22 protein-coding genes and 1 riboswitch are annotated in these 22,510 nt (G+C 71.4%); of the genes, 9 read left to right on the top strand and 13 right to left on the bottom strand.

Annotated elements, in window-relative coordinates; genetic code table 11:
- Window positions 1-2 precede the first annotated feature (2 nt).
- Both B100_RS0129565 and B100_RS0129560 read right to left on the bottom strand, forming a co-directional pair.
- Window positions 3-1,250, bottom strand: a complete 1,248-nt coding sequence (locus tag B100_RS0129565) for a polyamine ABC transporter substrate-binding protein (RefSeq protein ID WP_024887994.1) — start codon at window positions 1,248-1,250, stop codon at window positions 3-5.
- 50 nt (window positions 1,251-1,300) lie between these two features.
- On the bottom strand, window positions 1,301-2,836 hold the full coding sequence (locus B100_RS0129560; protein ID WP_024887993.1) for a gamma-aminobutyraldehyde dehydrogenase: 1,536 nt from the start codon (window positions 2,834-2,836) through the stop codon (window positions 1,301-1,303).
- 220 nt (window positions 2,837-3,056) lie between these two features.
- On the opposite strand from B100_RS0129560, the gene ybiA reads away from it, so the two are divergent.
- Complete coding sequence (ybiA, locus tag B100_RS0129555) at window positions 3,057-3,659, top strand: riboflavin biosynthesis intermediates N-glycosidase (RefSeq protein WP_037723749.1); 603 nt, start codon at window positions 3,057-3,059, stop codon at window positions 3,657-3,659.
- A 375-nt stretch (window positions 3,660-4,034) separates the two neighbouring features.
- On the opposite strand, the gene B100_RS37795 is transcribed toward ybiA, so the two are convergent.
- Window positions 4,035-4,988, bottom strand: a complete 954-nt coding sequence (locus tag B100_RS37795; protein WP_024887991.1) for a hypothetical protein — start codon at window positions 4,986-4,988, stop codon at window positions 4,035-4,037.
- Window positions 4,989-5,086: 98 nt separating this feature from the next.
- Here B100_RS37795 and B100_RS0129545 point away from each other — a divergent pair, with 98 nt between their 5' ends.
- Window positions 5,087-6,211: an adenosine deaminase gene (locus B100_RS0129545; protein WP_106967121.1), complete on the top strand. Its 1,125-nt coding sequence runs from the start codon at window positions 5,087-5,089 to the stop codon at window positions 6,209-6,211.
- A gap of 20 nt (window positions 6,212-6,231) precedes the next feature.
- A complete protein-coding gene (locus tag B100_RS0129540; RefSeq protein ID WP_024887989.1) occupies window positions 6,232-6,924 on the top strand; it encodes a glycerophosphodiester phosphodiesterase in 693 nt (230 codons plus the stop codon).
- On the opposite strand, the gene B100_RS0129535 is transcribed toward B100_RS0129540, so the two are convergent.
- From B100_RS0129535 to B100_RS0129525, 3 genes are all read right to left on the bottom strand, one after another.
- Window positions 6,919-7,464: an HXXEE domain-containing protein gene (locus B100_RS0129535; RefSeq protein ID WP_024887988.1), complete on the bottom strand. Its 546-nt coding sequence runs from the start codon at window positions 7,462-7,464 to the stop codon at window positions 6,919-6,921. The genes B100_RS0129540 and B100_RS0129535 overlap by 6 nt on opposite strands.
- 9 nt (window positions 7,465-7,473) lie before the next feature.
- Window positions 7,474-8,007 (bottom strand): membrane protein, encoded by a 534-nt coding sequence (locus tag B100_RS0129530; RefSeq protein WP_024887987.1) that lies wholly within the window; start codon window positions 8,005-8,007, stop codon window positions 7,474-7,476.
- Between the two features lie 109 nt (window positions 8,008-8,116).
- A complete protein-coding gene (locus B100_RS0129525) occupies window positions 8,117-9,556 on the bottom strand; it encodes a gamma-aminobutyraldehyde dehydrogenase (protein ID WP_024887986.1) in 1,440 nt (479 codons plus the stop codon).
- Window positions 9,557-9,759: 203 nt separating this feature from the next.
- Between B100_RS0129525 and B100_RS0129520 the strand changes: the two genes are divergently transcribed.
- The 6 genes from B100_RS0129520 to B100_RS0129495 all read left to right on the top strand — a co-directional run bounded on the left by B100_RS0129520 (window position 9,760) and on the right by B100_RS0129495 (window position 15,525).
- Window positions 9,760-10,278 carry an Lrp/AsnC family transcriptional regulator gene (locus tag B100_RS0129520; RefSeq protein WP_037723746.1) on the top strand — a complete coding sequence of 173 codons (519 nt, stop codon included), beginning with the start codon at window positions 9,760-9,762 and terminating at the stop codon, window positions 10,276-10,278.
- 2 nt (window positions 10,279-10,280) lie between these two features.
- Complete coding sequence (locus B100_RS0129515) at window positions 10,281-11,654, top strand: aspartate aminotransferase family protein (RefSeq protein WP_024887984.1); 1,374 nt, start codon at window positions 10,281-10,283, stop codon at window positions 11,652-11,654.
- Between the two features lie 242 nt (window positions 11,655-11,896).
- Window positions 11,897-12,646 (top strand): ATP-binding cassette domain-containing protein, encoded by a 750-nt coding sequence (locus B100_RS0129510; RefSeq protein ID WP_024887983.1) that lies wholly within the window; start codon window positions 11,897-11,899, stop codon window positions 12,644-12,646.
- A complete protein-coding gene (locus tag B100_RS0129505; RefSeq protein WP_024887982.1) occupies window positions 12,628-13,956 on the top strand; it encodes a hypothetical protein in 1,329 nt (442 codons plus the stop codon). The genes B100_RS0129510 and B100_RS0129505 overlap by 19 nt, the downstream gene beginning before the upstream one ends.
- Before the next feature lie 99 nt (window positions 13,957-14,055).
- On the top strand, window positions 14,056-14,463 hold the full coding sequence (locus tag B100_RS0129500) for a VOC family protein (RefSeq protein ID WP_024887981.1): 408 nt from the start codon (window positions 14,056-14,058) through the stop codon (window positions 14,461-14,463).
- Between the two features lie 357 nt (window positions 14,464-14,820).
- Entirely contained in the window at window positions 14,821-15,525 is a 705-nt protein-coding gene (locus tag B100_RS0129495; protein WP_024887980.1) for an LAETG motif-containing sortase-dependent surface protein, read from the top strand.
- A 66-nt stretch (window positions 15,526-15,591) separates the two neighbouring features.
- Here the strand turns inward: B100_RS0129495 and B100_RS0129490 are convergent, their stop codons facing one another.
- The 7 genes from B100_RS0129490 to B100_RS37050 form a co-directional block, all read right to left on the bottom strand.
- Complete coding sequence (locus B100_RS0129490; protein ID WP_024887979.1) at window positions 15,592-16,377, bottom strand: maleylpyruvate isomerase family mycothiol-dependent enzyme; 786 nt, start codon at window positions 16,375-16,377, stop codon at window positions 15,592-15,594.
- Window positions 16,378-16,401: 24 nt separating this feature from the next.
- Complete coding sequence (locus B100_RS0129485; protein WP_024887978.1) at window positions 16,402-17,421, bottom strand: ABC transporter ATP-binding protein; 1,020 nt, start codon at window positions 17,419-17,421, stop codon at window positions 16,402-16,404.
- Window positions 17,422-19,023 carry an ABC transporter permease gene (locus B100_RS0129480; protein ID WP_106967120.1) on the bottom strand — a complete coding sequence of 534 codons (1,602 nt, stop codon included), beginning with the start codon at window positions 19,021-19,023 and terminating at the stop codon, window positions 17,422-17,424.
- Window positions 19,024-19,073: 50 nt separating this feature from the next.
- Complete coding sequence (locus B100_RS0129475; protein ID WP_024887976.1) at window positions 19,074-20,156, bottom strand: thiamine ABC transporter substrate-binding protein; 1,083 nt, start codon at window positions 20,154-20,156, stop codon at window positions 19,074-19,076.
- Between the two features lie 80 nt (window positions 20,157-20,236).
- A riboswitch (TPP riboswitch) is annotated at window positions 20,237-20,342 on the bottom strand.
- Between the two features lie 24 nt (window positions 20,343-20,366).
- Window positions 20,367-21,473 carry a dual-specificity RNA methyltransferase RlmN gene (gene rlmN / locus B100_RS0129470; protein ID WP_024887975.1) on the bottom strand — a complete coding sequence of 369 codons (1,107 nt, stop codon included), beginning with the start codon at window positions 21,471-21,473 and terminating at the stop codon, window positions 20,367-20,369.
- Between the two features lie 312 nt (window positions 21,474-21,785).
- Window positions 21,786-22,127: a hypothetical protein gene (locus tag B100_RS0129465; RefSeq protein WP_024887974.1), complete on the bottom strand. Its 342-nt coding sequence runs from the start codon at window positions 22,125-22,127 to the stop codon at window positions 21,786-21,788.
- Window positions 22,128-22,308: 181 nt separating this feature from the next.
- Entirely contained in the window at window positions 22,309-22,464 is a 156-nt protein-coding gene (locus B100_RS37050) for a pentapeptide repeat-containing protein (protein WP_158686758.1), read from the bottom strand.
- Window positions 22,465-22,510 lie beyond the last annotated feature (46 nt).

Genomic DNA, 22,510 nt, shown 5'->3' with positions numbered 1-22,510 from the left:
CGTCACGCCCCAGTGAGCTTCGCGAACTTGCCTTCGAATGCCGTCTCTTCCTCGGAGCTCAGCGAGCGGAAGGCACGGGACTTGGCCTGCATGGCCTTGTCGGGGAGGATCAGCGGGTTGTTCGCCGCGTCCTCGTCGAGCTTCGCGAGCTCCTCCTTCACCCCGTCGACCGGACAGACGAAGTTGATGTAGGCGGCGAGCTGGGCGGCGGGCTGCGGCTCGAAGTAGAAGTCGATCAGGCGCTCGGCGTTCGTCTTGTGCCGGGCCTTGTTGGGGATCAGCATGTTGTCGCTGGAGAGCATGTAGCCGCTGTCAGGGATGACGAAGCCGATGTCCGGGTTGTCGGCCTTCAGCTGGACGACGTCACCGGCCCAGGCGACACACGCGGCGAGGTCGCCCTTGGTGAGGTCCGAGGTGTAGTCGTTGCCGGTGAAGCGGCGGATCTGGCCCTTGTCGACGGTCTTCTGCAGCCGGGCGATCGCCGCGTCGTAGTCGTCGGCGGTGAAGGACCGCGGGTCCTTGTCCATGTCGAGCAGCGCCATGCCCATGGTGTCGCGCATCTCGGTGAGCAGCCCGACCCGGCCCTTGAGCTTGGGGTTGTCCAGCAGGTCGGACAGGGTCTTCACCTCGATGCCGTCGAGCGCCTTCTTGTTGTAGGCGATGACGGTGGCGATGCCCTGCCAGGGATACGAGTAGGCACGGCCGGGATCCCAGTCGGGGGTCCGGTACGACGAGGCGACGTTGGCGAAGGCGTGCGGCAGGTTGGACGCGTCGAGCTTCTGCACCCAGCCGAGGCGGATGAGGCGGGCGGCGAGCCAGTCGGTGAGGACGATGATGTCGCGGCCGGTGTCCTGGCCCGCGGCGAGCTGCGGCTTGATCTTGCCGAAGAACTCGCTGTTGTCGTTGATGTCCTCGGTGTACTTCACCTTGATGCCGGTGCGTTTCGTGAACGCCTCCAGCGTGGGGTGTTCGCGCCCGCTGTCGTCGATGTCCATGTACTCGGTCCAGTTGGAGAAGCTGACGGTCTTCTCCTTCGCCGAGCGGTCCTCCGCCGGGACGCCGCCCTGGGTGTTACCGGCCGCGGGGATGCCGCAGGCGCTCAGCGCGCCCATGCCCCCGACCGCGAGCGCGCCGCCCGCTGACGCGCGCAGCAGGGAACGGCGGGTCATGGCCGCCCTGCCGTTGCGGAAACTGCGCCGTATCGCGGCCTCCTGGGCCGGCGAGAGGCGGTCGGGCTCGTACTGCTCCATGCGCGTGTGTGCCCTTTCGGGAAGTGGCCGCGGGTCGGGCGGCCTGGCTGCTATCGGTCCCCGAAGACGGTGCGGTGCCAGTCCTTGCGGACCACCGCGGTGTTGTCGAACATGACGTGCTTGATCTGGGTGTACTCCTCGAAGGAGTACACGGACATGTCCTTGCCGTAGCCGGACGCCTTGTAGCCGCCGTGCGGCATCTCGCTGATGATCGGGATGTGGTCGTTGATCCACACGCACCCCGCCTTGATCTCGCGGGTGGCCCGGCCCGTGCGGTACACGTCCCGGCTCCAGGCGGAGGCGGCGAGCCCGTACGGGGTGTCGTTGGCGAGTGCGATGCCCTCGTCGTCGGTGTCGAAGGGCAGGACGACCAGCACCGGTCCGAAGATCTCCGACTGCACGACCTCGCTGTCCTGCGCGGCGCCGGCGATCAGCGTGGGGCGATAGTACGCGCCGTCGGACAGATCGCCCAGGGGTGACTCACCGCCGGTCACCACGCGCGCGTAGGCACGCGCACGGTCGACGAAACCGGCCACCCGGTCGCGCTGGGCGTGGGAGACCAGCGGGCCGAGGTCGGTGCCGGGGGCGAAGGGGTCGCCGAGGCGGACGGTCTCCATCAGCGCGGCGGTGCGCTCGACGAACGCGTCGTACAGGGGGCGCTGCACGTACGCGCGCGTGGCGGCCGTGCAGTCCTGCCCGGTGTTGATGAGCGCGCCCGCGACGGCGCCGTTGACCGCCGCGTCGAGGTCGGCGTCGTCGAAGACCACGAAGGGCGCCTTGCCGCCGAGCTCGAGGTGGAGGCGCTTGACGGTGGCGGTGGCGATCTCGGCGACCCGCTTGCCGACGGCGGTGGATCCGGTGAACGAGGTCATCGCCACGTCGGGGTGGCCGACCAGGTGCTCGCCGGCCTCCTTGCCGGTGCCGGTGACGATGTTGACCACACCGTCCGGGATGCCGGCGTCGGTGGCGGCCTGGGCGAAGAGCAGCGAGGTCAGCGGGGTGAGCTCGGCGGGCTTGAGCACGATGGTGTTGCCCGCGGCGATCGCCGGGAGGATCTTCCACGCGGCCATCTGCAGCGGGTAGTTCCAGGGGGCGATGGAGCCGACGACGCCGATGGGCTCGCGGCGGACGTAGGAGGTGTGGTCGCCCGAGTACTCGCCGGCCGACCGGCCCGCGAGGTGGCGGGCGGCGCCGGCGAAGAAGGTGATGTTGTCGATCGTGCCGGGTACGTCGAACTCGCGGCTCAGCTTCAGGGGCTTGCCGCACTGCAGCGACTCGGCGCGGGCGAAGTCCTCCGCGCGTTCGGCGACCACGGCGGCGAACCGGTGCAGGGCGTCGGAGCGCTCGCCGGGTGTGGCGCCCGCCCAGGCCGGGAACGCCTCCCGCGCGGCGGCGACGGCCGCGTCGACGTCGTCGGTGCCGGCGAGGTCGTAGGTGTACACCTCCGCGCCGGTGGCCGGATCGACCACGGAGTGGGTGCGTCCCGAGGTGCCCTTGGTGAGACGGCCCGCGATGAACTGCGCGCCGTCCGCGAACCGTTCGCTGGCCGGGAATCGTTCCTGCGTGGTGCTGCCGGGGTTGTGCATGTCGCTCTCCTCCGTGTCCCCGAGGGGGGCGGCGTGGCTCCAGCTCGATTTGAGTGCCGATCCTGACAGAGCTATGGCACTCCAACAAGTGATTCCGTTGTTGCCATTTGGTTACGCGACGGAATCTGTCGACCAGGTGTCGAGTGGCGACGGAAAAGGCAGGACGGAGTGTCCGTGGTGCCTGCGAGACTGCTCTGCGCACAGGACGACATCGGGGGTGATGACCTTGGACGGAACCGTACGAACGGTGGCTTCCCGGGAGGCGCTGATCGAGGCGGTGCGGGCCGGGGAGCGGGTGAAGTACCTGCACTTCTGGGGGCACCGGCCGCCGCCCGACGGCCGGATCGGGGCGAGCTGTCTGAGCCAGTGGTGGCCGTCGCCGTTCACGGTGGACGGCGTGGCGTACGCGACCGCCGAGCACTGGATGATGGCGGCCAAGGCGCGGCTCTTCGGGGACGCGGAGGGGGAGCGCCGGGTGCTGGCCGCGGGGCATCCCTCCGAGGCGAAGAAGGCGGGCCGTCTCGTCCGGGGCTTCGACGAGGAGACCTGGCGGCGGGAGCGGTTCGGGATCGTGGTGGAGGGCAGCGTGCACAAGTTCGCAGCCGATGAGGGGCTGCGGTCTTTCCTGCTGGGCACGGGCGAGCGCGTGCTGGTCGAGGCGAGCCCCGTCGACCGGGTCTGGGGCATCGGCCTCGCCGCCGACCACGAGGCGGCCCACGACCCCACCCGCTGGCGCGGCCCGAACCTCCTGGGCTTCGCCTTGATGGAGGCGCGGCGGAGGCTGCGAGAGGCGGCGCGGGCGGAAGCGGGGCGCGTGGAGTAGCCCCACAGCGGGATGGGCCGGCCGGACGGCGTACGCCGCAGCCGTCTGCGGGCAGCAGGTCTGCGGGCGGCGACTCGCCACCGTCTGCGGGCAGTCCTGCCGCTGGGGCGGCACGGGTGGGCGCAGACGGCATCCTGTCAGCGTCGGGTGCGGGCAGTCCGTGGCTCGTCGCGCAGTTCCCCGCGCCCCTGAGGGGTGCTTCCGCCACGGCCGCTGCAAGGGCCCCGCTGCCACGGACAGCCCCCGCCGCTGCCGGCATACACGCCACCGTCTGCGGGCAGTCCTGCCGCTGGGGCGGCACGGGTGGGCACAGACGGCACCCTGTCAGCGTCGGGACGGTCAGGGGCGGACGGCACGTCGGCGTGCGGTGACGACTCAGGTAACCAGCACTATCACGCCGAACGCGAGCGCCAACGCGCTGCCGACCGCTCCGCAGATCACGCCCGCCAGGGCCTGGCCGGCGTTGGTCGCCTCGCCCCGGTTGGCCTTGCCCCGGCCGATCGCCCCGAAGATCACCGCCAGGACGCCCAGCACGATGGCCACCGGCCACAGGCAGAAGCCGGCCGCCGAGATGATCCCGAGCACCATCGCGGTGACGCCCAGGCCGTTGCTCGGCAGGGGTGCCCCGCCGGCCCAGCCGCCGTACCCGTGGGCGCTCGGCGCGCCGGCGTACCCCGTGCCCGGGTAGCCGTAGGGCACCTGCCCCGGACCCTCGGGGCCCATGGGCGGCGGCGGGACGGGCGACCCGGCGGCCGGCGGCGCGAACGGGTTGGCGGCCGGCGGGTGCGCGGAGTGCGGCACGGCGGTGGGCGCCCCCGAAGGGCCGGCCCACGGAGTGCCGTACTGGGGGGACGGGGCCGGGTTCCCCGCCGTCGGGAAGGACGTCACCGTCTGCTGGTCGTGCACGGGGGGTGCGGCGGGCGCCGGACGGCCGTGGGCCGTGCCTCCCGTGGGGGCCGTGGCTCCCATGGGCGCCGACCACGGCGAGGTCTCTCCCGCCACCACGGTCTCCCCCGGACCCCCGGCCGCCGGACGGCCGGGGGCCGTACCGGGCGTCGACGGACGGTCCTCCGGCAGCGCCCACGGATCGGCCGCGGGCGCAGGCGAGGTGGCAGGCGAGGGCGCAGACGCGTCGGCGGCCCTGGCCCCCGGCGCCGCACCCCGCGTCTCGGTGGTCCGCGCGTCCACCAGCGAGCCGTCCTGCGGAGCCACGTGCTCCGCCCCGCCGTCGGCCGGTGCCGGCCACAGGCCAGGGGCGGACGAACCCGCCGGAGGCGTCCCGTCCCCGGTGTGGTCCCCGGCCCCCGGTGCCGGTGCGTCGTCGGACATGCGCTGCGACCCCTTCCTCGGACGAACCGTCATGCTACGGCCCGCGCCGCGACCGCGCGTGCCCGGCCTACGATGATCCCCGCACCACCGATCAGCCGATCACCCGCGTCCCGCCGCGACCCGGCCGAGGACGCCGTTCCCGGGGAGGAACCTTGACCGACCACCTGGACACCGCGGCCACCGCCGAGCAGGTCCGCGACCTGCACGCCTTCATCGCGGGGCTGCCGAAGGCCGAACTGCACGTGCACCACGTCGGCTCCGCCTCCCCCCGCATCGTCTCCGAGCTGGCCGCCCGCCACCCCGACTCGAAGGTTCCCTCCGACCCGGAGGCCCTGGCCGACTACTTCACCTTCACGGACTTCGCGCACTTCATCGAGGTGTACCTGTCCGTCGTCGACCTGGTCCGCACCCCCGAGGACGTCCGCCTGCTGACGTACGAGGTGGCCCGTGAGCTGGCCCGGCAGCAGGTGCGGTACGCCGAGCTGACCATCACCCCGTTCTCCTCCACCCGCCGCGGGATCGACGAGCGCGCCTTCATGGAGGCGATCGAGGACGCCCGCAAGGCGGCCGAGAGCGAACTCGGCACCGTCCTGCGCTGGTGTTTCGACATCCCCGGCGAGGCCGGTCTCGAGGCCGCCGAGGAGACGACGCGGCTCGCGACGGACGACCGGCTGCGCCCGGAGGGCCTGGTCTCCTTCGGTCTGGGCGGCCCGGAGATCGGCGTGCCGCGCCCGCAGTTCAAGCCGTACTTCGACCGCGCGATCGCCGCCGGCCTGCGCTCGGTGCCGCACGCGGGCGAGACCACGGGCCCGGAGACGATCTGGGACGCGCTGAACGAGCTGGGCGCCGAGCGCATCGGCCACGGCACCAGCGCCGCGCGGGACCCGAAGCTGCTCCAGCACCTCGCCGAGCGGCGCATCCCGCTGGAGGTGTGCCCGACGTCCAACATCGCCACCCGCGCGGTCGCCACCCTGGACGAGCACCCGATGAAGGAGTTCACCCGGGCCGGCGTGCTGGTGACGGTCAACTCCGACGACCCGCCGATGTTCGGCACCGACCTCGCCAACGAGTACGCGGTCGCCGCCCGGCTGCTGGACCTGGACGAGCGGGGCCTGGCGGACCTCGCCAAGAACGCGGTCGAGGCCTCGTTCCTCGACCCGGCGGGCAAGGCCCGGATCGCCACCGAAATCGACACCTACACCACCGACTGGCTCGCCTCCTGATCCCCCCGCGAAGGGCCACCATGCAGAACGTGACCGCCGTGGCCCACCGCGGCGACCCCTACCGCGTCCGCGAGAACACCCTGCCGTCCCTGCGCTCCGCGATCCGGCGGGGCGCGGACGCGGTCGAGTTCGACGTACGGCTCACCCGGGACGGCGTCCCGGTGCTGCTGCACGACGCGACGCTCGAACGCCTGTGGGACCACGACCGCCCCCTCGCGTCCCTCACGTGGGACGAGGTGCGCGAGGTGACGGACGGCGGGGTCCCCACCCTCGCGGACGCGCTGGAGGTGACCGACGGCGGCCGGGTGATGATCGACCTGCCCGGCGCCCCGGGCGAGCGTGCCGTGCACCGGATCGTGGACGTCGTCCGGCAGCAGGGCGCCCAGGACCGCGTGTACTACTGCGCGGGCGCCCCCGCCATGCTCGCCGTACGGGCGGTGGACCCGGACGCGGAGATCGCGCTCACCCACACCTCCCACGCGCCGGTGCGCGCCGGAGTGCTGGAGGCGGTCCGCCCGCGCTGGCTGAACTACCGCTTCAGCCTGGTGGACCGGGCGCTCGCGGACCGCGTCCACCGCGACGGTCTCCTGCTGTCGGTGTGGACCCCGGACACCCGCCGTTCCATGCGCCGCCTGGTGGCCGCAGGGGTGGACTCGATCACCACCAACCGCGTCGACGTCCTGTGCGCGCTGCGCGACCGCGTCACGTCATGACGACCGGCGCCGGGCCGCTCCGAGCAGCCTGCGCGCCACCACGTGCGACGCGGCCGTCGCCGCACCCGCGGCCGCGAGGCCGACCACCACGTCGCGGGGCCGCGTGGGGCGCAGCACACCGGCCTGCTTCAGCCGGCCGCGCGCCCACAGCGTGAACGGCAGGACGACCAGCGGCGAGGTCACGGACCCGGGGGTGTAGCCGCGTACGGCGGCGGCCTGGGCCATGTGGACCACTCCGTGCAGCCCGAACCCGGTCAGCGCGGACTGGTAGAAGCCGGAACGTCCTCCGGTGAGGCGCCCGGCGGCCGCCGCGGTCCCGACGACGGCCCCCATCACACCCACCGCCGCGGTGAACTCGGCCGCGCCCATGCTCTCGGCCCGCTGCCACACCCGCTCCGGCACCTGCGGGAACCGCTCCCTCAGCTCGGGCACGTTACGCCGCAACCAGCCCGGCACCGTGGCCAGTTCCTCGAGATCGTGCACGACCCACGCACCCAGGAGCCCCCATGTGACGGCGCCGCCCACCAGTTCACCCGTCATGGCCCCAACCTATCGCGCGGGTACGGGCGTTACCCCGGGAGCGGACCCTTGCGTGAGCGCCTCCAGCCGCTTGATCTTGTTCCTGACGACGTACAGCGGAATCACCCCGAAGACCCCGAACGCCATGTCGACGACGCTCCACCAGAAGGGGATGCCGCGGACCGGTCCGCAGATCAGCGCGAGGGGGATGACGCCGGCGCAGGCGATCATGCCGAACTCCACGACCCAGATGTTGCGTACGGGATCGCGGTAGGGGCCCAGGAAGGCGACCGCGATGACGAGGTGGGCGAAGGCCAGCCAGTCGGTGCCGTAGAGGAGGAAGGGGTGGTCGGCGTCGGCGGCGTCGAGTCCGTCCCGTACGCGCTCGATCCACTCCATCAGGCCGGGGAGGTGCTCCGGCGCGCCGAGGGAGCGCAGGGTCTCCTCGGTCCAGCGCAGTTCGTGCACCAGGGGGAAGGCCGTGGCGCCGCTGAGCACCAGGCAGACGACGAAGAAGACCAGCCACACGCGAATGCCCTTGAGCAGGGCGGCTCTGTCGCTCATGGCAGGAGCGTACGCCGAGAGTTGAACATGTTCAAAAAATATTCCGCCGCCGGTCACACGTCGGCCCCGGACGGTGCGGGTGCACCGTCCGGGGCCGACGAGTCGCGCGCTAGCCCTCGAGCGAGGTCATCACGTGCTTGACCCGCGTGTAGTCCTCGAAGCCGTACGCCGAGAGGTCCTTGCCGTAGCCGGACTGCTTGAAGCCGCCGTGCGGCATCTCGGCCACCAGCGGGATGTGGGTGTTGATCCACACGCAGCCGAAGTCGAGCGCCTTGGACATCCGCATCGCCCGGGCGTGGTCCTTGGTCCACACCGAGGAGGCCAGCGCGTACTCCACGCCGTTGGCGTACTGGACGGCCTGGTCCTCGTCGGTGAAGGACTGCACGGTGATGACCGGCCCGAAGACCTCCTTCTGGATGATCTCGTCGTCCTGCGTGAGGCCCGAGACGACGGTCGGCGCGTAGAAGTAGCCCTTGTCGCCGACCCGCTTGCCGCCCGCCTCGACGCGCGCGTGCGCGGGCAGCCGCTCGATGAAGCCCTCCACCTGCTGGAGCTGGTTGGGGTTGTTGAGCGGGCCGTAGAGGACGTCCTCGTCGTCGGGCATGCCCGTCTTGATGTCGGAGGCGGCCTTGGCGAGCGCGGAGACGAACTCGTCGTGCACGGACTCGTGCACCAGCACGCGCGTGGCGGCCGTGCAGTCCTGGCCGGCGTTGAAGTAGCCGGCCTCGGAGATGCCCGCCACGGCCTTCGCGATGTCGACGTCCTCGAAGACCACGACCGGAGCCTTGCCGCCCAGCTCCAGGTGGACCCGCTTGAGGTCCTTGGACGCGGACTCCGCGACCGACATGCCCGCACGCACCGAACCGGTGATGGAGGCCATCGCCGGGGTGGGGTGCTCGACCATCAGGCGGCCGGTGTCACGGTCGCCACAGACGACGTTGAAGACGCCCTTGGGCAGGATCGAACCGAGGATCTCGGCGAGCAGGACCGTGGAGGCGGGGGTGGTGTCCGAGGGCTTGAGGACGACCGTGTTGCCCGCGGCGATGGCCGGGGCGAACTTCCACACGGCCATCATCATCGGGTAGTTCCAGGGCGCCACCTGGGCGCAGACGCCGACCGGCTCGCGCCGCACGAAGGAGGTGAGGCCCTCCATGTACTCGCCGGCGCCCTTGCCCTCCAGCATCCGCGCCGCGCCCGCGAAGAAGCGGATCTGGTCCACCATCGGCGGGATCTCCTCGGTGCGGGTCAGCCCGACCGGCTTGCCCGTGTTCTCCACCTCGGCGGCGATGAGTTCCTCGGCGCGCTCCTCGAAGGCGTCCGCGATCTTCAGCAGCGCCTTCTGCCGCTCGGCCGGGGTGGTGTCGCGCCAGCCGGGGAAGGCCTCGGCGGCGGCCGCCATCGCGGCGTCGACGTCCGCGGCACCGGACAGCGGAGCCGTCGCGTACGCCTCGCCGGTCGCGGGGTTGACCACCTCGGTGGTCCGTCCGTCGGCGGCGTCCCGGAACTCACCGCCGATGTAGTTGCGCAGACGACGCAGCTCGGTGCTCACTGCAGGCCCTCCTGGTGTTCCTTGTGGGTGCCCGAGGTGTCGGGTCGAACGAAGAGAGGTGTCCAACCTCTGAGACACCCACCCTAGACGGACCGCTGACGTTTTCAACACCCCCACCTCCCCCGCATCTGCGAAATCCGCAAACATCACCTCCGTTAACAACGGATTTCATCGATCGAGCCTTGCGAAACTGTCGATACGTCGTGCACAGTGACCCTGTGGCCAGTCGAAGCGCAGACCCGAGGGACTCCCGCGAGTCCAGACACGGCGGCGGACCGCAGTTGGACGCCGTCTCCCTCGCCATCATCGAGCAGCTCCAGGAGGACGGCCGCCGGCCGTACGCCGCCATCGGCAAGGCCGTGGGCCTGTCGGAGGCGGCCGTGCGCCAGCGGGTGCAGAAGCTGCTCGACCAGGGCGTGATGCAGATCGTCGCCGTCACGGACCCGCTCACCGTGGGCTTCCGCCGGCAGGCGATGGTCGGCGTCAACGTCGAGGGGGACGTGGAGGCCGTCGCCGACGCGCTGGCCGAGATGGCCGAATGCGAGTACGTGGTGATGACCGCCGGCTCGTTCGACCTGATGGTCGAGATCGTCTGCGAGGACGACGACCACCTGCTGGAGGTCATCAACAAGCGCATCCGCGCCGTGCCCGGCGTGCGCTCGACCGAGAGTTTCGTCTACCTCAAGCTCAAGAAGCAGACCTACATGTGGGGAACCCGATAACCGTGAGCACCGACACCCCCAAGGACCTCAGCAAGTCCGCGTACGACCACCTGTGGATGCACTTCACCCGCATGTCCTCGTACGAGAACGCGCCCGTCCCCACCATCGTCCGCGGTGAGGGCACCCACATCTGGGACGACAAGGGCAGGCGCTACCTCGACGGCCTGGCGGGCCTGTTCGTCGTGCAGGCCGGGCACGGCCGCCAGGAGCTCGCCGAGACCGCCGCCAAGCAGGCGCAGGAGCTGGCGTTCTTCCCGGTGTGGTCCTACGCCCACCCCAAGGCCGTGGAACTCGCGGAGCGGCTCGCGCACGAGGCCCCCGGCGACCTCAACAAGGTCTTCTTCACCACCGGCGGCGGCGAGGCGGTGGAGACCGCCTGGAAGCTCGCCAAGCAGTACTTCAAGCTCGTCGGCAAGCCGACCAAGTACAAGGTCATCTCCCGCGCGGTCGCCTACCACGGCACCCCGCAGGGCGCGCTGTCCATCACCGGCCTGCCGGCCCTCAAGGCGCCCTTCGAGCCGCTCGTCCCGGGCGCGCACAAGGTGCCGAACACCAACATCTACCGGGCGCCGATCCACGGCGACGACCCCGAGGCGTTCGGCCGCTGGGCCGCCGACCAGATCGAGCAGCAGATCCTCTTCGAGGGCCCGGACACGGTCGCCGCGGTCTTCCTGGAGCCCGTGCAGAACGCGGGCGGCTGCTTCCCGCCCCCGCCCGGCTACTTTCAGCGGGTGCGCGAGATCTGCGACCAGTACGACGTGCTGCTCGTCTCCGACGAGGTCATCTGCGCCTTCGGCCGGCTCGGCACCACCTTCGCCTGCGACAAGTTCGGCTACGTGCCGGACATGATCACCTGTGCCAAGGGCATGACCTCGGGCTACTCCCCCATCGGCGCGTGCATCGTCTCGGACCGGCTCGCCGAGCCGTTCTACAAGGGCGACAACACCTTCCTGCACGGCTACACCTTCGGCGGCCACCCGGTGTCGGCGGCGGTCGGCGTCGCCAACCTCGACCTGTTCGAGCGCGAGGGCCTCAACCAGCACGTGCTGGACAACGAGGGCGCGTTCCGCTCGACCCTGGAGAAGCTGCACGACCTGCCGATCGTCGGCGACGTCCGCGGCAACGGCTTCTTCTACGGCATCGAGCTGGTCAAGGACAAGGCGACCAAGGAGTCCTTCGACGCCGACGAGACCGAGCGCGTGCTCTACGGCTTCCTCTCGAAGAAGCTGTTCGAGAACGGCCTGTACTGCCGTGCCGACGACCGCGGCGACCCGGTCATCCAGCTCGCGCCGCCACTGATCTCCCACCAGGAGACGTTCGACGAGATCGAGCAGATCCTGCGCGCGACGCTCACGGAGGCGTGGACCAAGCTGTAGGCCGACGAGCTGATCGCGGACGTAGGCCGTCCGAGGTACCGATCTTCCCTTTGAATGATCAACACCGGCCCCGGTGCCGCCGTTCGAGTGAGAAACGGCGTCCCGGGGCCGCGTGCTGTCCGGCCGCCCGCCACCGCCTGCCTAGCGTGCCCAGTGACCGATCGGCCCGCCCTTCGTTCCCCCGGACGGGGGATAAACCCGAAGAGCGCACGGCATTTCCGATCCGAACCGAGGTGTACGCCATGGTGGCCCCACCGGACAACGACGTGCTCTGGGCGCGTGCCCTGCACTTCCGGCACGACGACGGCTCACCCGGCCTGAGCGGGGTCTCGCTCGGCGTCAGGGAGGGCGAGATCCTCGCGGTCTCAGGCCCGCGCGGCAGCGGCAAGTCGACGTTGCTGCGCTGTCTGTCCGGCCTGGTGCCCGCGAACGACGGCGAGGTCTGGTTCAACAGCGTGCCGGTGCACACCATGGGACCGGCGGCCCGGGAACGGCTGCGCCGCGACCGCTTCGGCTGGATCGACCCGGCGCCGGTCCTGGTGCCGGAGCTGAACGTCTGGGAGAACGCCGCCCTGCCACTGATGCTGCGCGGCACCGGGCGACGGCGCGCCAAGGCCGCCGCCCTGGAGTGGCTTGAGCGCCTCGACATCGGTGAGCGGGCGCGCAAGCACCCCACGGAACTGACGCACGCGGAGCGCCAGCGCGCCTGCATCGCTCGCGCGCTCGCCCCGGCGCCCTCGGTACTGTTCGCCGACGAGCCGACGGCCCCGCTGCACCGCGTCGACCGCGCCCACGTACTGCGCACGCTCACCACCGCGGCCCGCTCGCACGGCATCACCGTGGTCCTCGCGACCCACGACAGCCAGACCGCCGCGCTGGCCGACCGTACGGTGTCGCTGCTCGACGGGCGGTGCGTGCGCACCGTTCACCTCCCCCCGGTCTCCGGACCGGCCGAGTCGGAAGGCCGGGCGGCGTGCTCGCTCTCCGTCTGAGCCTCGGGGCCCAGCCCGCCGTCCAGGTGCGCCGGCTCCTGGTCGCCGGCGCCTCGGCCGGCACCGGCTTCCTGCTGCTGAGCGCCCTGGGCCACGCGCTGACCCACCCGGACCCGTCCGCCTCCGCGCTGCGGCTGGCCTGGTGCGCTGCCCCGCTGGCGGCCACGGTGTACCTCGCGGTCGCGGTGGCCCGCACCGACCCGGCCACCCGGCCCCGGCCCGGTCTGTCCGCGGTCGGTCTGGGTCCGGTCAAGCTGATGGCGATCTCCGCCGCCACCACGGCGCTGTCCTGCCTGCTGGGTTCCGCGCTGGCGCTGCTCGTCTTCCTCCAGCTCCGGGGCGACCTCACGGGCATGCCGCTCGGCGGGGGCGCGAGGGAGTTCCTGGCCGCGGGCCGGCCCCTGCCGATGCCGGCCGCGCTGACGCTGCTGGCCCTGGTGCCGCTGAGCGCGGCGGCGGCGGCGGCGGTGTCCCTGCGGCCGCGCGAGCCGGTCACGGGCGCGGGCCGGGCGGGCCGGGCGTACGGCAGGTTCGGCGCGTACCGGCGGACGACGGCGCTCGAATCCTTCGGCGCCTACGGGCGGTTCGGCCGCCAGCTGGGGGCCGCCGCACACGGCCGGCGCACGGCCGGGGCGCCTGCCGGGGAGCAGGAGGGTCCGGGGGCCGAGTCCGCGGAGGGTTCCGGCCCGGAGCCCGCCGACGGGTCCGGTGCCGTCGTCCCGCCCGTCGTCCCGACCGCGGCGCCGTCCGGACTGCCGTGGGGGGTCGCGGTGCTCGCGGTGGGTCTGGCGGTGGAGGCGCTGACGAGCCGTACCGGCTCCGGGGAGGGCCCGGCGGCGTTCCTCGGGCTGGCCCTGACGTGCCTCGGTCTGGCCCTCGTCGGCCCCGGGCTCGCCCACCTGTGCGGCAGGCTGCTCCAGGCGGTCCGCCCGGGCGCGCTGCGGCTGCTGGCCGGACGGGTGCTGATGACGGAGGCCACGCGCATCGGCCGCCCGCTGGGCGTGGTCTGCGCGGTGATGGCGGCCGCGTACGCCATGGCGTCGCTGCACGACCGCGAGGACCCGTCCGCCGGTCCGCTGGTGGTGCTCGGCGTGCTGCTGGTGGCGGGCTGCACGGTGGCGACACTGCTCACGGCGGCCGTCGAGGCGAAGCAGGCGCACTCCGGCACCACCGAGTCGCTGCGTCGCCTCGGGGCGCCCGCGGCGACCCTGCGCCGGGCCGCGGCCGTGCGCGCGGGCGCGCTGCTCGCCCTGTTCGGCCCGCTGACGGTGGCCGTGGCCGAGCTGTCGGCCTGGCCGCTGGGCGGCTGAGAAAGAAGTCGAAGAAACTTTCCCCGCTCGCGATGAGTTCCGCGCGGACGGCCGGTCTACCCCCTCGAACGACACCGGATGAACGGGAGAGGCCCCACCATGTACCAGCAGATGATCTTCGTGAACCTGCCCGTCGAGGACATCGACGCCTCGAAGAAGTTCTTCACGGCGCTCGGCTACGACATCAACCCGCAGTTCAGCGACGAGTCCACGGCGTCCGTCGTGATCAGCGACACGATCGTCGCGATGCTGCTGACCAAGGACAAGTACGCGCAGTTCACGAAGAAGGAGATCGTGGACGCGCGTACCAGCAGCGAGGTGCTGGTCGCGCTGAGCGCCGAGAGCCGCGAGAAGGTCGACGAGCTGGTGGACAACGCCCTCGCGGCGGGCGGCACGACCGCCGGCGAGACCCAGGACCACGGCTTCATGTACGGCCGCTCCTTCGACGACCTCGACGGCCACACCTGGGAGGTCGTGTGGATGGACCCGGCCGCGGTGCAGGGCTGACACACCGCCACCGCGTCACCCCCGGCCCGGACGGGCGCTCGAAAGAGCCCCCGACCGGGCCGTCGTCATGACCGACCGGCGCGGCGCGCAACCAAAACCGTTCGGACACCGTCTTCACAACTGCCGCTTCCCGCACGGCCGGTGACCGTTCCCGGCCGCGTCGGCCGGATCGGGCCGCTCCCGCGGGCGTTGAAACGTCCGGGTGGTTAACAAAAAGGCAAAGCCCGGTCCACCGGTAGGCATATGCGTTGACACTACTTATGCGGCGCTTATAGACCTGGGAGCCTCATGGGAGTGCTGAGCTTTCATCAACCCTCCCTCAACCCCCCGCATTTGCGCTTCATGTAAAGGACAAACGTGGCAGTTCTGTCCGTATCACGCCGTTCCGTCACCCGCTCCGTGCGCGCCCTCGGTGTCGTCTCCGCGTCCGCGGCGCTCGCGCTCGGTGTCGCCGGTAACGCCGCGGCGTGCAACATCAACGAGTTCTCGGCCGAGGCGAAGTGCGACGGTGACAAGGGTGTCATCACCGTCACCGACGTCGACCCGGCCGGCGTCCCGGCCACCGTCACCGTGTTCCTCCAGAACAACGGCGCCGACATCGAGAAGGTCGGCGAGCAGGTGGTCAAGGGTTCCAAGAAGGGCACGACCATCACCTTCGAGGAGGACTGGAAGCCGAACGCCGTCTACCGCATCCACGTCTCGGCGAAGCCCTACGTCGACGAGGACATCAAGCCCAACCTGACCACGCCGTCGACGCCGTGCAAGGAGGACGAGGAGGAGCCCCCGGCCCCCGAGCCCACGCCGTCGGTGACGTCCTCGGCCCCGGCCGAGGAGAGCGAGGAGCCGAGCCCGGCGCCGTCGGAGAGCGAGAGCGAGAGTTCCGCCCCGCCGGCCGACACGTCGGACAACGCGCCCTCCCCCGCCGGTGAGTCCAACCTCGCCGAGACCGGTGCCAACTCCAACACCGGCGTGATCGCCGGTGCGGCGGCCGCCCTGGTCGCCATCGGTGGCGGCGCGGTCTTCTTCGGCATGCGCCGCCGCGGGGCGAACAGCCGGCGCTGACGCCTCACGGAACCACGTGCGGCCCGTCCCCTCCGGGGGGCGGGCCGCTCGCCGTTCACCGGACGCTCAGCCGAACGAGGCCAGCTCCAGCCAGTGTTCGAGCACCTTGCGTTCGCCGAGCACCTCGACGCGGGGGTCGTCCAGCGGGATACGGCGGTAGAAGGCGAGGAGCACCCAGGTGAGCGGCCCGCGCAGGGCGACCGTGGCCTTCTCGTGGCCGTGGCTCCAGGACACGCCGTCCTCGTCGAGCCGTATCAGCCACTCCGCCTCGGTGTCGGTGGCGTGCAGGTGCAGGGTGCGCAGCGGCCCGCGCAGCCCGTGCACCTCGTCGTCGGGCAGCGTCCGCTGCGCCCACTCCACGATCTCCAGCCACTCGTCTACCGCGTCGGCGGCCACCTCGGGCGCCACCTCGTAGGGCAGCCCGGCGGCGAGCGTGGCGTCCGCGCGGTGCACCGTCACCTCGTGCGTCATACGGCGGGCCCAGAAACCGGCGTTGTCGGTCCCCGCCCAGCTCCACACCCGCGCGTCCGGGCCGGCCTCCCGCAGCGCGCCGACGACCAGCTCGCCGCTCTTGGCCAGCCAGGCGTCCAGCGCGGCGGCGTCACCACGGGCCTCGGGCCCTTCACATTCCGGTACGTCCTCCTCGGGGGTCTCCTCCACAGCCCCGGTGCGCACCATCAGGGCCACCCAGCGCAGGGCGCCGCCGAGGTGCCGTACCAGCTCCTCCACCGACCAGTCGGGGGTCGTCGGGACCGCGCGGGACAGGTCGATGCCGGACGTCACCACCGCCCTCAACTCACCGATCTGGTGGGAGACCTCCTGGCAGTAGCGCTCATGGGCGAGTCGTGTCATGCGGCTCACCCTAGGCAACGGCGATCAGCCGAGCACGGCGATTTCCGCGGCGTCGAACTCCACCCCGGTCACGTCCCCCGTCCCGGGCGCGTCCCTGAGCGCGCAGGCCGCCTCCAGCGGGGGCGCGCCCTCGGGCTGGAGGCGCACGGCGACGTGGGTGCCGCGGAAGGTGCGCGCGGTCACCGTGCAGCGCAGCCCCTCGTCGGCCGGGACCAGACGGACACCGGCGGGCCGGACCAGCAGCGTGCGCGTGCCCCCGGGAGCGTCCTGCGGCACCGGGACCTTCCCCCAGGGGGTGACGGCGACACCGTCCGCGACGGCCGCCTCGACGACGTTCTCGAAGCCGAGGAAGCGGGCCACGAAGGCGTCGGCCGGCCGCTGCCAGACCTCCAGCGGTGTGCCGGACTGGGCGATCCGCCCGTCCCGCATCACCACCACCCGGTCGGCCAGCGCGAACGCCTCGCCCTGGTCGTGCGTCACGGCGAGCACGGTCGTGCCCAGCCGGCCGAACAGCTCGCGCAGTTCGACGACGAGCCGCTCCCTGAGCGACCGGTCAAGCTGGCCGAGCGGCTCGTCGAGCATCAGCAGCCGCGGGCTGGGGGCGAGGGCACGGGCCAGTGCCACGCGCTGCTGCTCCCCTCCGGAGAGGGCGGCGACGGCCCGCCGGGACGCCCCGGGGAGACCGACCAGCTCCAGCAACTCGCCGACCTGCCGGGACTGTTCGTCGCGCGGAAGCCCGTGCATGCGCAGCCCGAAGGCCACATTGCCGCCCACGTCCCGCTGCGGGAACAGCTGATGGTCCTGGAACATCAGCCCGACCCCCCGCTTGTGCGCGGGCACACCTGACTGGTCCTTCCCGCCGAGCAGGACCCGCCCCGCGTCCAGCGGCTGCAGCCCGGCCACCACGCGCAGCAGCGTGGACTTGCCGCTGCCGCTGGGTCCGAGGACGCAGACGATCTCGTGCTCGGCGACGTCGAGACCGACGGCGTCCAGTGCCGCCCGCCCGCCGAAGCGGACGGTCGCGTCCTGAAGGCTCAGCAGCATCTAGAACTCCCCGCTCCGGTCGGTCCGCAGCCGCTCCAGCACCAGCAGCGCCACCGCGCACACGATCATCAGAATGGTCGACAGGGCCATGGCCTGGCCGTAGTTGAGGTCCCCGGGCCGTCCCAGCAGCCGTGCCACGGCCACCGGGAGGGTCGGGTTGTCCGGCCGCGCGATGAACACCGTCGCCCCGAACTCCCCGAGGGACACCGCGAAGGCGAACCCGGCCGCGATCAGCAGCGCCCGCCGCACCAGCGGCAGGTCCACCTCACGCCACGCCCGCCACGGCGACGCCCCGAGCACCGCCGCCGCCTCCCGCAGCCGTACGTCCACCGCCCGCAGCACCGGCAGCATGGTCCGTACGACGAAGGGGACGCCGACCAGTGCCTGCGCCAGCGGGACCAGGATCCAGGAGGCGCGCAGGTCCAGCGGCGGCTCGTCGAGGGCGATCAGGAAGCCGAAGCCCACGGTCACCGCGGACACCCCGAGCGGCAGCATCAGCAGCGCGTCGAACCCGCGCACCAGCCGCCCCGCGTCCCGCCGGGTCAGCGCGACGGCGGCGAGTCCGCCGATCACCACGGCGATCACGGTGGCGGCGACGGCGTAGCGCAGCGAGTTGCCGACCGCCTCGATCGGCGCGACGAGGAACACTCCTCCGTCGCCGTCGGTCAGCGCCCGGTAGTACCCGAGGCCGGCGCTGCCGAAGGAGCGCTGCACCAGTACGCCGAGCGGCATCAGGAGCAGCACGGCCACCGTGGCGACGACCCCGCCGAGCAGCGCCCACTGTCCTGCGCCGCGCGGCCGGCGCGCGGTCACCGAGGGGTCGACAAGGCGCAGCGCGGTCTCGCGGCGCCGCACCGTCCAGGCGTGCAGGGCGAGGATCAGGCCGACGGCGGCGAACTGGATCAGCGTGAGGACGGCGGCGGTGGACAGGTCGAAGAGGTCGGCGGTCTGCCGGTAGATCTCCACCTCGAGGGTGGAGAAGGTGGGCCCGCCGAGGATCTGCACCACGCCGAAGGAGGTGAAGGTGAACAGGAAGACCATCAGCGCGGCGGCGGCCACGGCGGGGGCGAGCGCCGGCAGGGTGACCGTCCGCCAGGCGGTGAGACGGGAGGCACCGAGCATCCGCGCGGCCTCCTCCTGCCGCGGGTCGAGCTGGGACCACAGCCCGCCCACGGTGCGGACGACCACGGCGTAGTTGAAGAAGACGTGCGCGAGGAGGATCGCCCACACGGTGGTGTCGAGGCGCACGCCCCACAGCTCGTCCAGCAGTCCGCCGCGTCCGACGAGGGCGAGGAACGCCGTGCCGACGACGACCGTCGGCAGAACGAACGGCACGGTGATCACCGCCCGCAGCACCTGTTTGCCGGGGAAGTCGAAACGGGCCAGGACGTAGGCGCCGGGCAGCGCGATCACCAGGGTGAGGACCGTGGAGACGAGCGCCTGCCAGGTGGTGAACCACAGCACCTGGCGGATGTCGGACTGGGCCAGCACGTCCGCGATCCGCCCGGGCTGCCAGCCACCGTCGGTCTTCAACCCGCGCGCGACGATCGCGGTGACCGGGTAGGCGAAGAAGACCGCGAAGAACGCGGCCGGCACGGTCATCAGACCGAGCCGTGCCGCGTTCCGGCGCCACCACCCGCGCCGGCGCGGGCTCACTTCAGTACGAGCGAGGTCCACGACTTGACCCACTGGTCACGGTTCTCGGCGATCTTCGCCGGGTCCATGGTCTGCGGTTGCTTCGCCTGCGGCCCGAACTTCACGAACTCCTCGGGCACCTGCGCACCTTCGCGCACCGGGTAGACGAACATGTTGAGCGGCATGTCGTCCTGGAAGGTCTTGCCGATCAGGAAGTCGAGCAGCGCCTTGCCGCCCTCGGGGTTCTTCGCGTTGCTCAGCAGCCCCGCGTACTCGACCTGCCGGAAGCAGGTGCCCTCGGCGACGCCGGTGGGGGCGGTGTCGGGCTTCGGGTCGGCGTAGATCACCTCGGCGGGCGGCGAAGAGGCGTACGACACGACGAGTGGCCGGTCCGCCTTGGCCTCCTTGCCGCCGGCCGAGCCGGAGAACTCCTCGTTGTAGGCCTGCTCCCAGCCGTCGACCGCCTTGACGCCGTTGGCCCTGAGCTTCTTCCAGTAGTCCTGCCAGCCGTCGTCCCCGTACTTGGCGGCGGTGCCGAGCAGGAAGCCGAGGCCCGGTGAGGAGGTGGCGGCGTTCTCGACGACCAGGAGATCCTTGTAGGCGGGCTTGACCAGGTCGTCGAGGGTCTTCGGCGGGGTCAGGCCCTTGTTCTCGAACCACGCCTTGTCGTAGTTGACGCAGACGTCACCGGTGTCGACCGGCGTGACCCGGTGCTTGTCCTCGTCCACCCGGTACTCGGGCAGGAGCTGGTCGGAGCCCTTGGCCTCGTAGGACTGGAACAGCCCGTTGTCGAGGGCGCGGGACAGCAGGGTGTTGTCGACGCCGAAGAAGACGTCACCCTGGGGGTTGTCCTTGGTCAGGATCGCCTTGTTCACAGCCTGGCCCGCGTCGCCGTCCTCGAGGACCTTGAGCTTGTAGCCGGACTGCTTCTCGAAGGCGGCGACGACGTCCTTGGACACGGCCCACGAGTTGTGACTGACGAGGGTCACGGTCTTGCTGCTTGTACCGCTGCCGCCGTCGCCGCCGGACGACCCGCAGGCGGACAGCGTGACGAGCCCCAGCCCCACGGCCAGGACCACGACCTTCTTGGTGATGTCCACTTGATTCCTCCTGGAGTGACCAGGAAGAGACGCGGCCCTGCCCGGAACCCCTGGTCGGGGTCCCGGGCAGGGCGCAACAGCTCGAGTGATGACCGATCTCCCTACCCAGAATGACCTGGGCCAGGTTCGGAGGGTCTGCGGCCGGTGCCGCACTCTCAGCGCTGTGGCGCTCCCCTGTCGGAATATGAAGATGTACGTACCCGGGTCACATTACCGTTCGCTCGCGGCGAGCTGACCACACGCCCCGTCGATCTCCTGACCACGGGTGTCCCGGATCGTGACCGGCACACCGTGCGCGGCGATCGCCTCGACGAACGCCTTCTCGTCCTCGGGCCGGGACGCGGTCCACTTGGACCCCGGCGTCGGGTTGAGCGGGATGAGGTTGACGTGCACGGGCCGCCCCTTGAGGAGCCGCCCGAGGCGGTCGCCTCGCCACGCCTGGTCGTTGATGTCCCGGATGAGGGCGTACTCGATGGACAGCCGGCGTCCCGACCTGGCCGCGTACTCGAAGCCGGCGTCGAGTACCTCGCGCACCTTCCACCGCGTGTTCACGGGGACGAGGGTGTCGCGCAGTTCGTCGTCAGGGGCGTGCAGCGAGATGGCGAGCCGGCACTTGAAGCCCTCCTCGGTGAACCGGTGGATGGCCGGCACCAGGCCGACCGTCGACACGGTGATGCCACGCTGCGACAGCCCGAGCCCGTCCGGCTCGGGGTCGGTGAGCCGGCGGATGGCGCCGACGACCCGCTTGTAGTTGGCGAGGGGCTCGCCCATGCCCATGAACACGATGTTGCTCAGCCGCGCGGGCCCGCCGGGCACCTCGCCGTCGCGGAGCGCCCGCATCCCGTCCACGATCTGGTGCACGATCTCGGCGGTCGACAGGTTCCGGTCGAGCCCGGCCTGCCCGGTGGCGCAGAACGGGCAGTTCATGCCGCACCCGGCCTGGGAGCTGATGCACATGGTGACCCGGTCCGGGTACCGCATCAGCACGGACTCGACGAGCGTCCCGTCGAACAGCTTCCACAGCGTCTTGCGGGTCGTCCCCGCGTCGGTCGACAGATGCCGTACGACGGTCATCAGCTCAGGAAGCAGCGCCTCCTGCAGCTTCCCGCGCGAGCCGACGGGGATGTCGGTCCACTGCTCCGGGTCGTGCGCGTACCGCGCGAAGTAGTGCTGCGAGAGCTGCTTGGCACGGAACGGCTTCTCACCGACCGCGACAACCGCCTCCTTGCGCTCGGCAGGCGTGAGATCGGCAAGATGCCGCGGCGGCTTCTTGACTCCGCGCGGCGCGACGAATGTAAGTTCTCCGGGCTTAGGCATGGCTGTACCAGTGTCGCAGATCCACTTGGGTGACCTGCGGGTGTCGGGGGCCACACCTGTCGGCGGTGGTGGTCGTTGGTCACCCTTGAGCGGCCTCGGACCAGGGACGGCCCAGCGGGCCAGGTGGATAGGTCGCCTTCGCTGTCACACCCTGCAAAATGCAGCGCACATCTGGTCCGGCGCTTGGAGCTGCGGCGTCATCCCTATCCGGTCGATCACGCGGGGCCGAGGCCCTGCTTCGACCCGCCCTGTTCGTCGGCTGACTGTGCCCTCTGGTTCGACGTCAACAGGAGCGGTCCGCCCTTGTTGGTGTCAAGCGTCGGTGTCAGGTGAATGATCGGGCTTGAGACCCCGCTGCAAGAACGGTCCGGGAATTCGCCGGTCGTGGCGCTGGTGTCCACACTTCAACGGGGTACCGGACGCATCGGTCACCTGGAAGTCCAAGACGACCCTGCGCGGGTCTCCATCCTCGTAGAGCCACACGCTCATCAGCTCGGCCGCCACCGTTACCGCGAACTGGACGTTGATGCCGTTGCCGACCGACGAAACGGTAACGGCCTCGCCCGGCTCAAGCCAGAAGTCCTCACCGTACGGCTCGACGAAGAGGCACAACGGGGCGCCCCCCGCGTTCTCAACCGGCAGACTTCCGTGCACTGGATCACCCCACTCCGCACCTTGGCGGCCAGACACCCACCCTCACCCTGGCTCTCATCCCCCGTCCGCCGTCGCCCCACGCACCGTGGAGCGGGCGTGGTTCAGGGCGTCCAGGTGGAGCGCGCCACGATACGAACGACCTGGACCCCCTGGCCGCGTCTGCTCGGCTCTGCCTGGGTCCTCATTCCACTACGCACAGATTCGCGGCGTCGCGGAGCGCCGCACCGGTCAGGCCCGCACCGGTCAGGCCCGCACGCGTGACAACCGCGTCCGTCAGGTCCGCGTCGGTCAGAGCGGCCCCCTCCGTGTGATCACGATCGCAGGTCGTGATCGGCATGTACACAGCCTTTGGGCCCCCGTCCCAGCCGGACGGGGGCCCAGAG

Source organism: Streptomyces sp. CNH189 (assembly GCF_000527195.1).
Note: the sequence above shows the minus strand (reverse complement) of the source record. Positions and strands in the feature narration are given on the sequence as shown.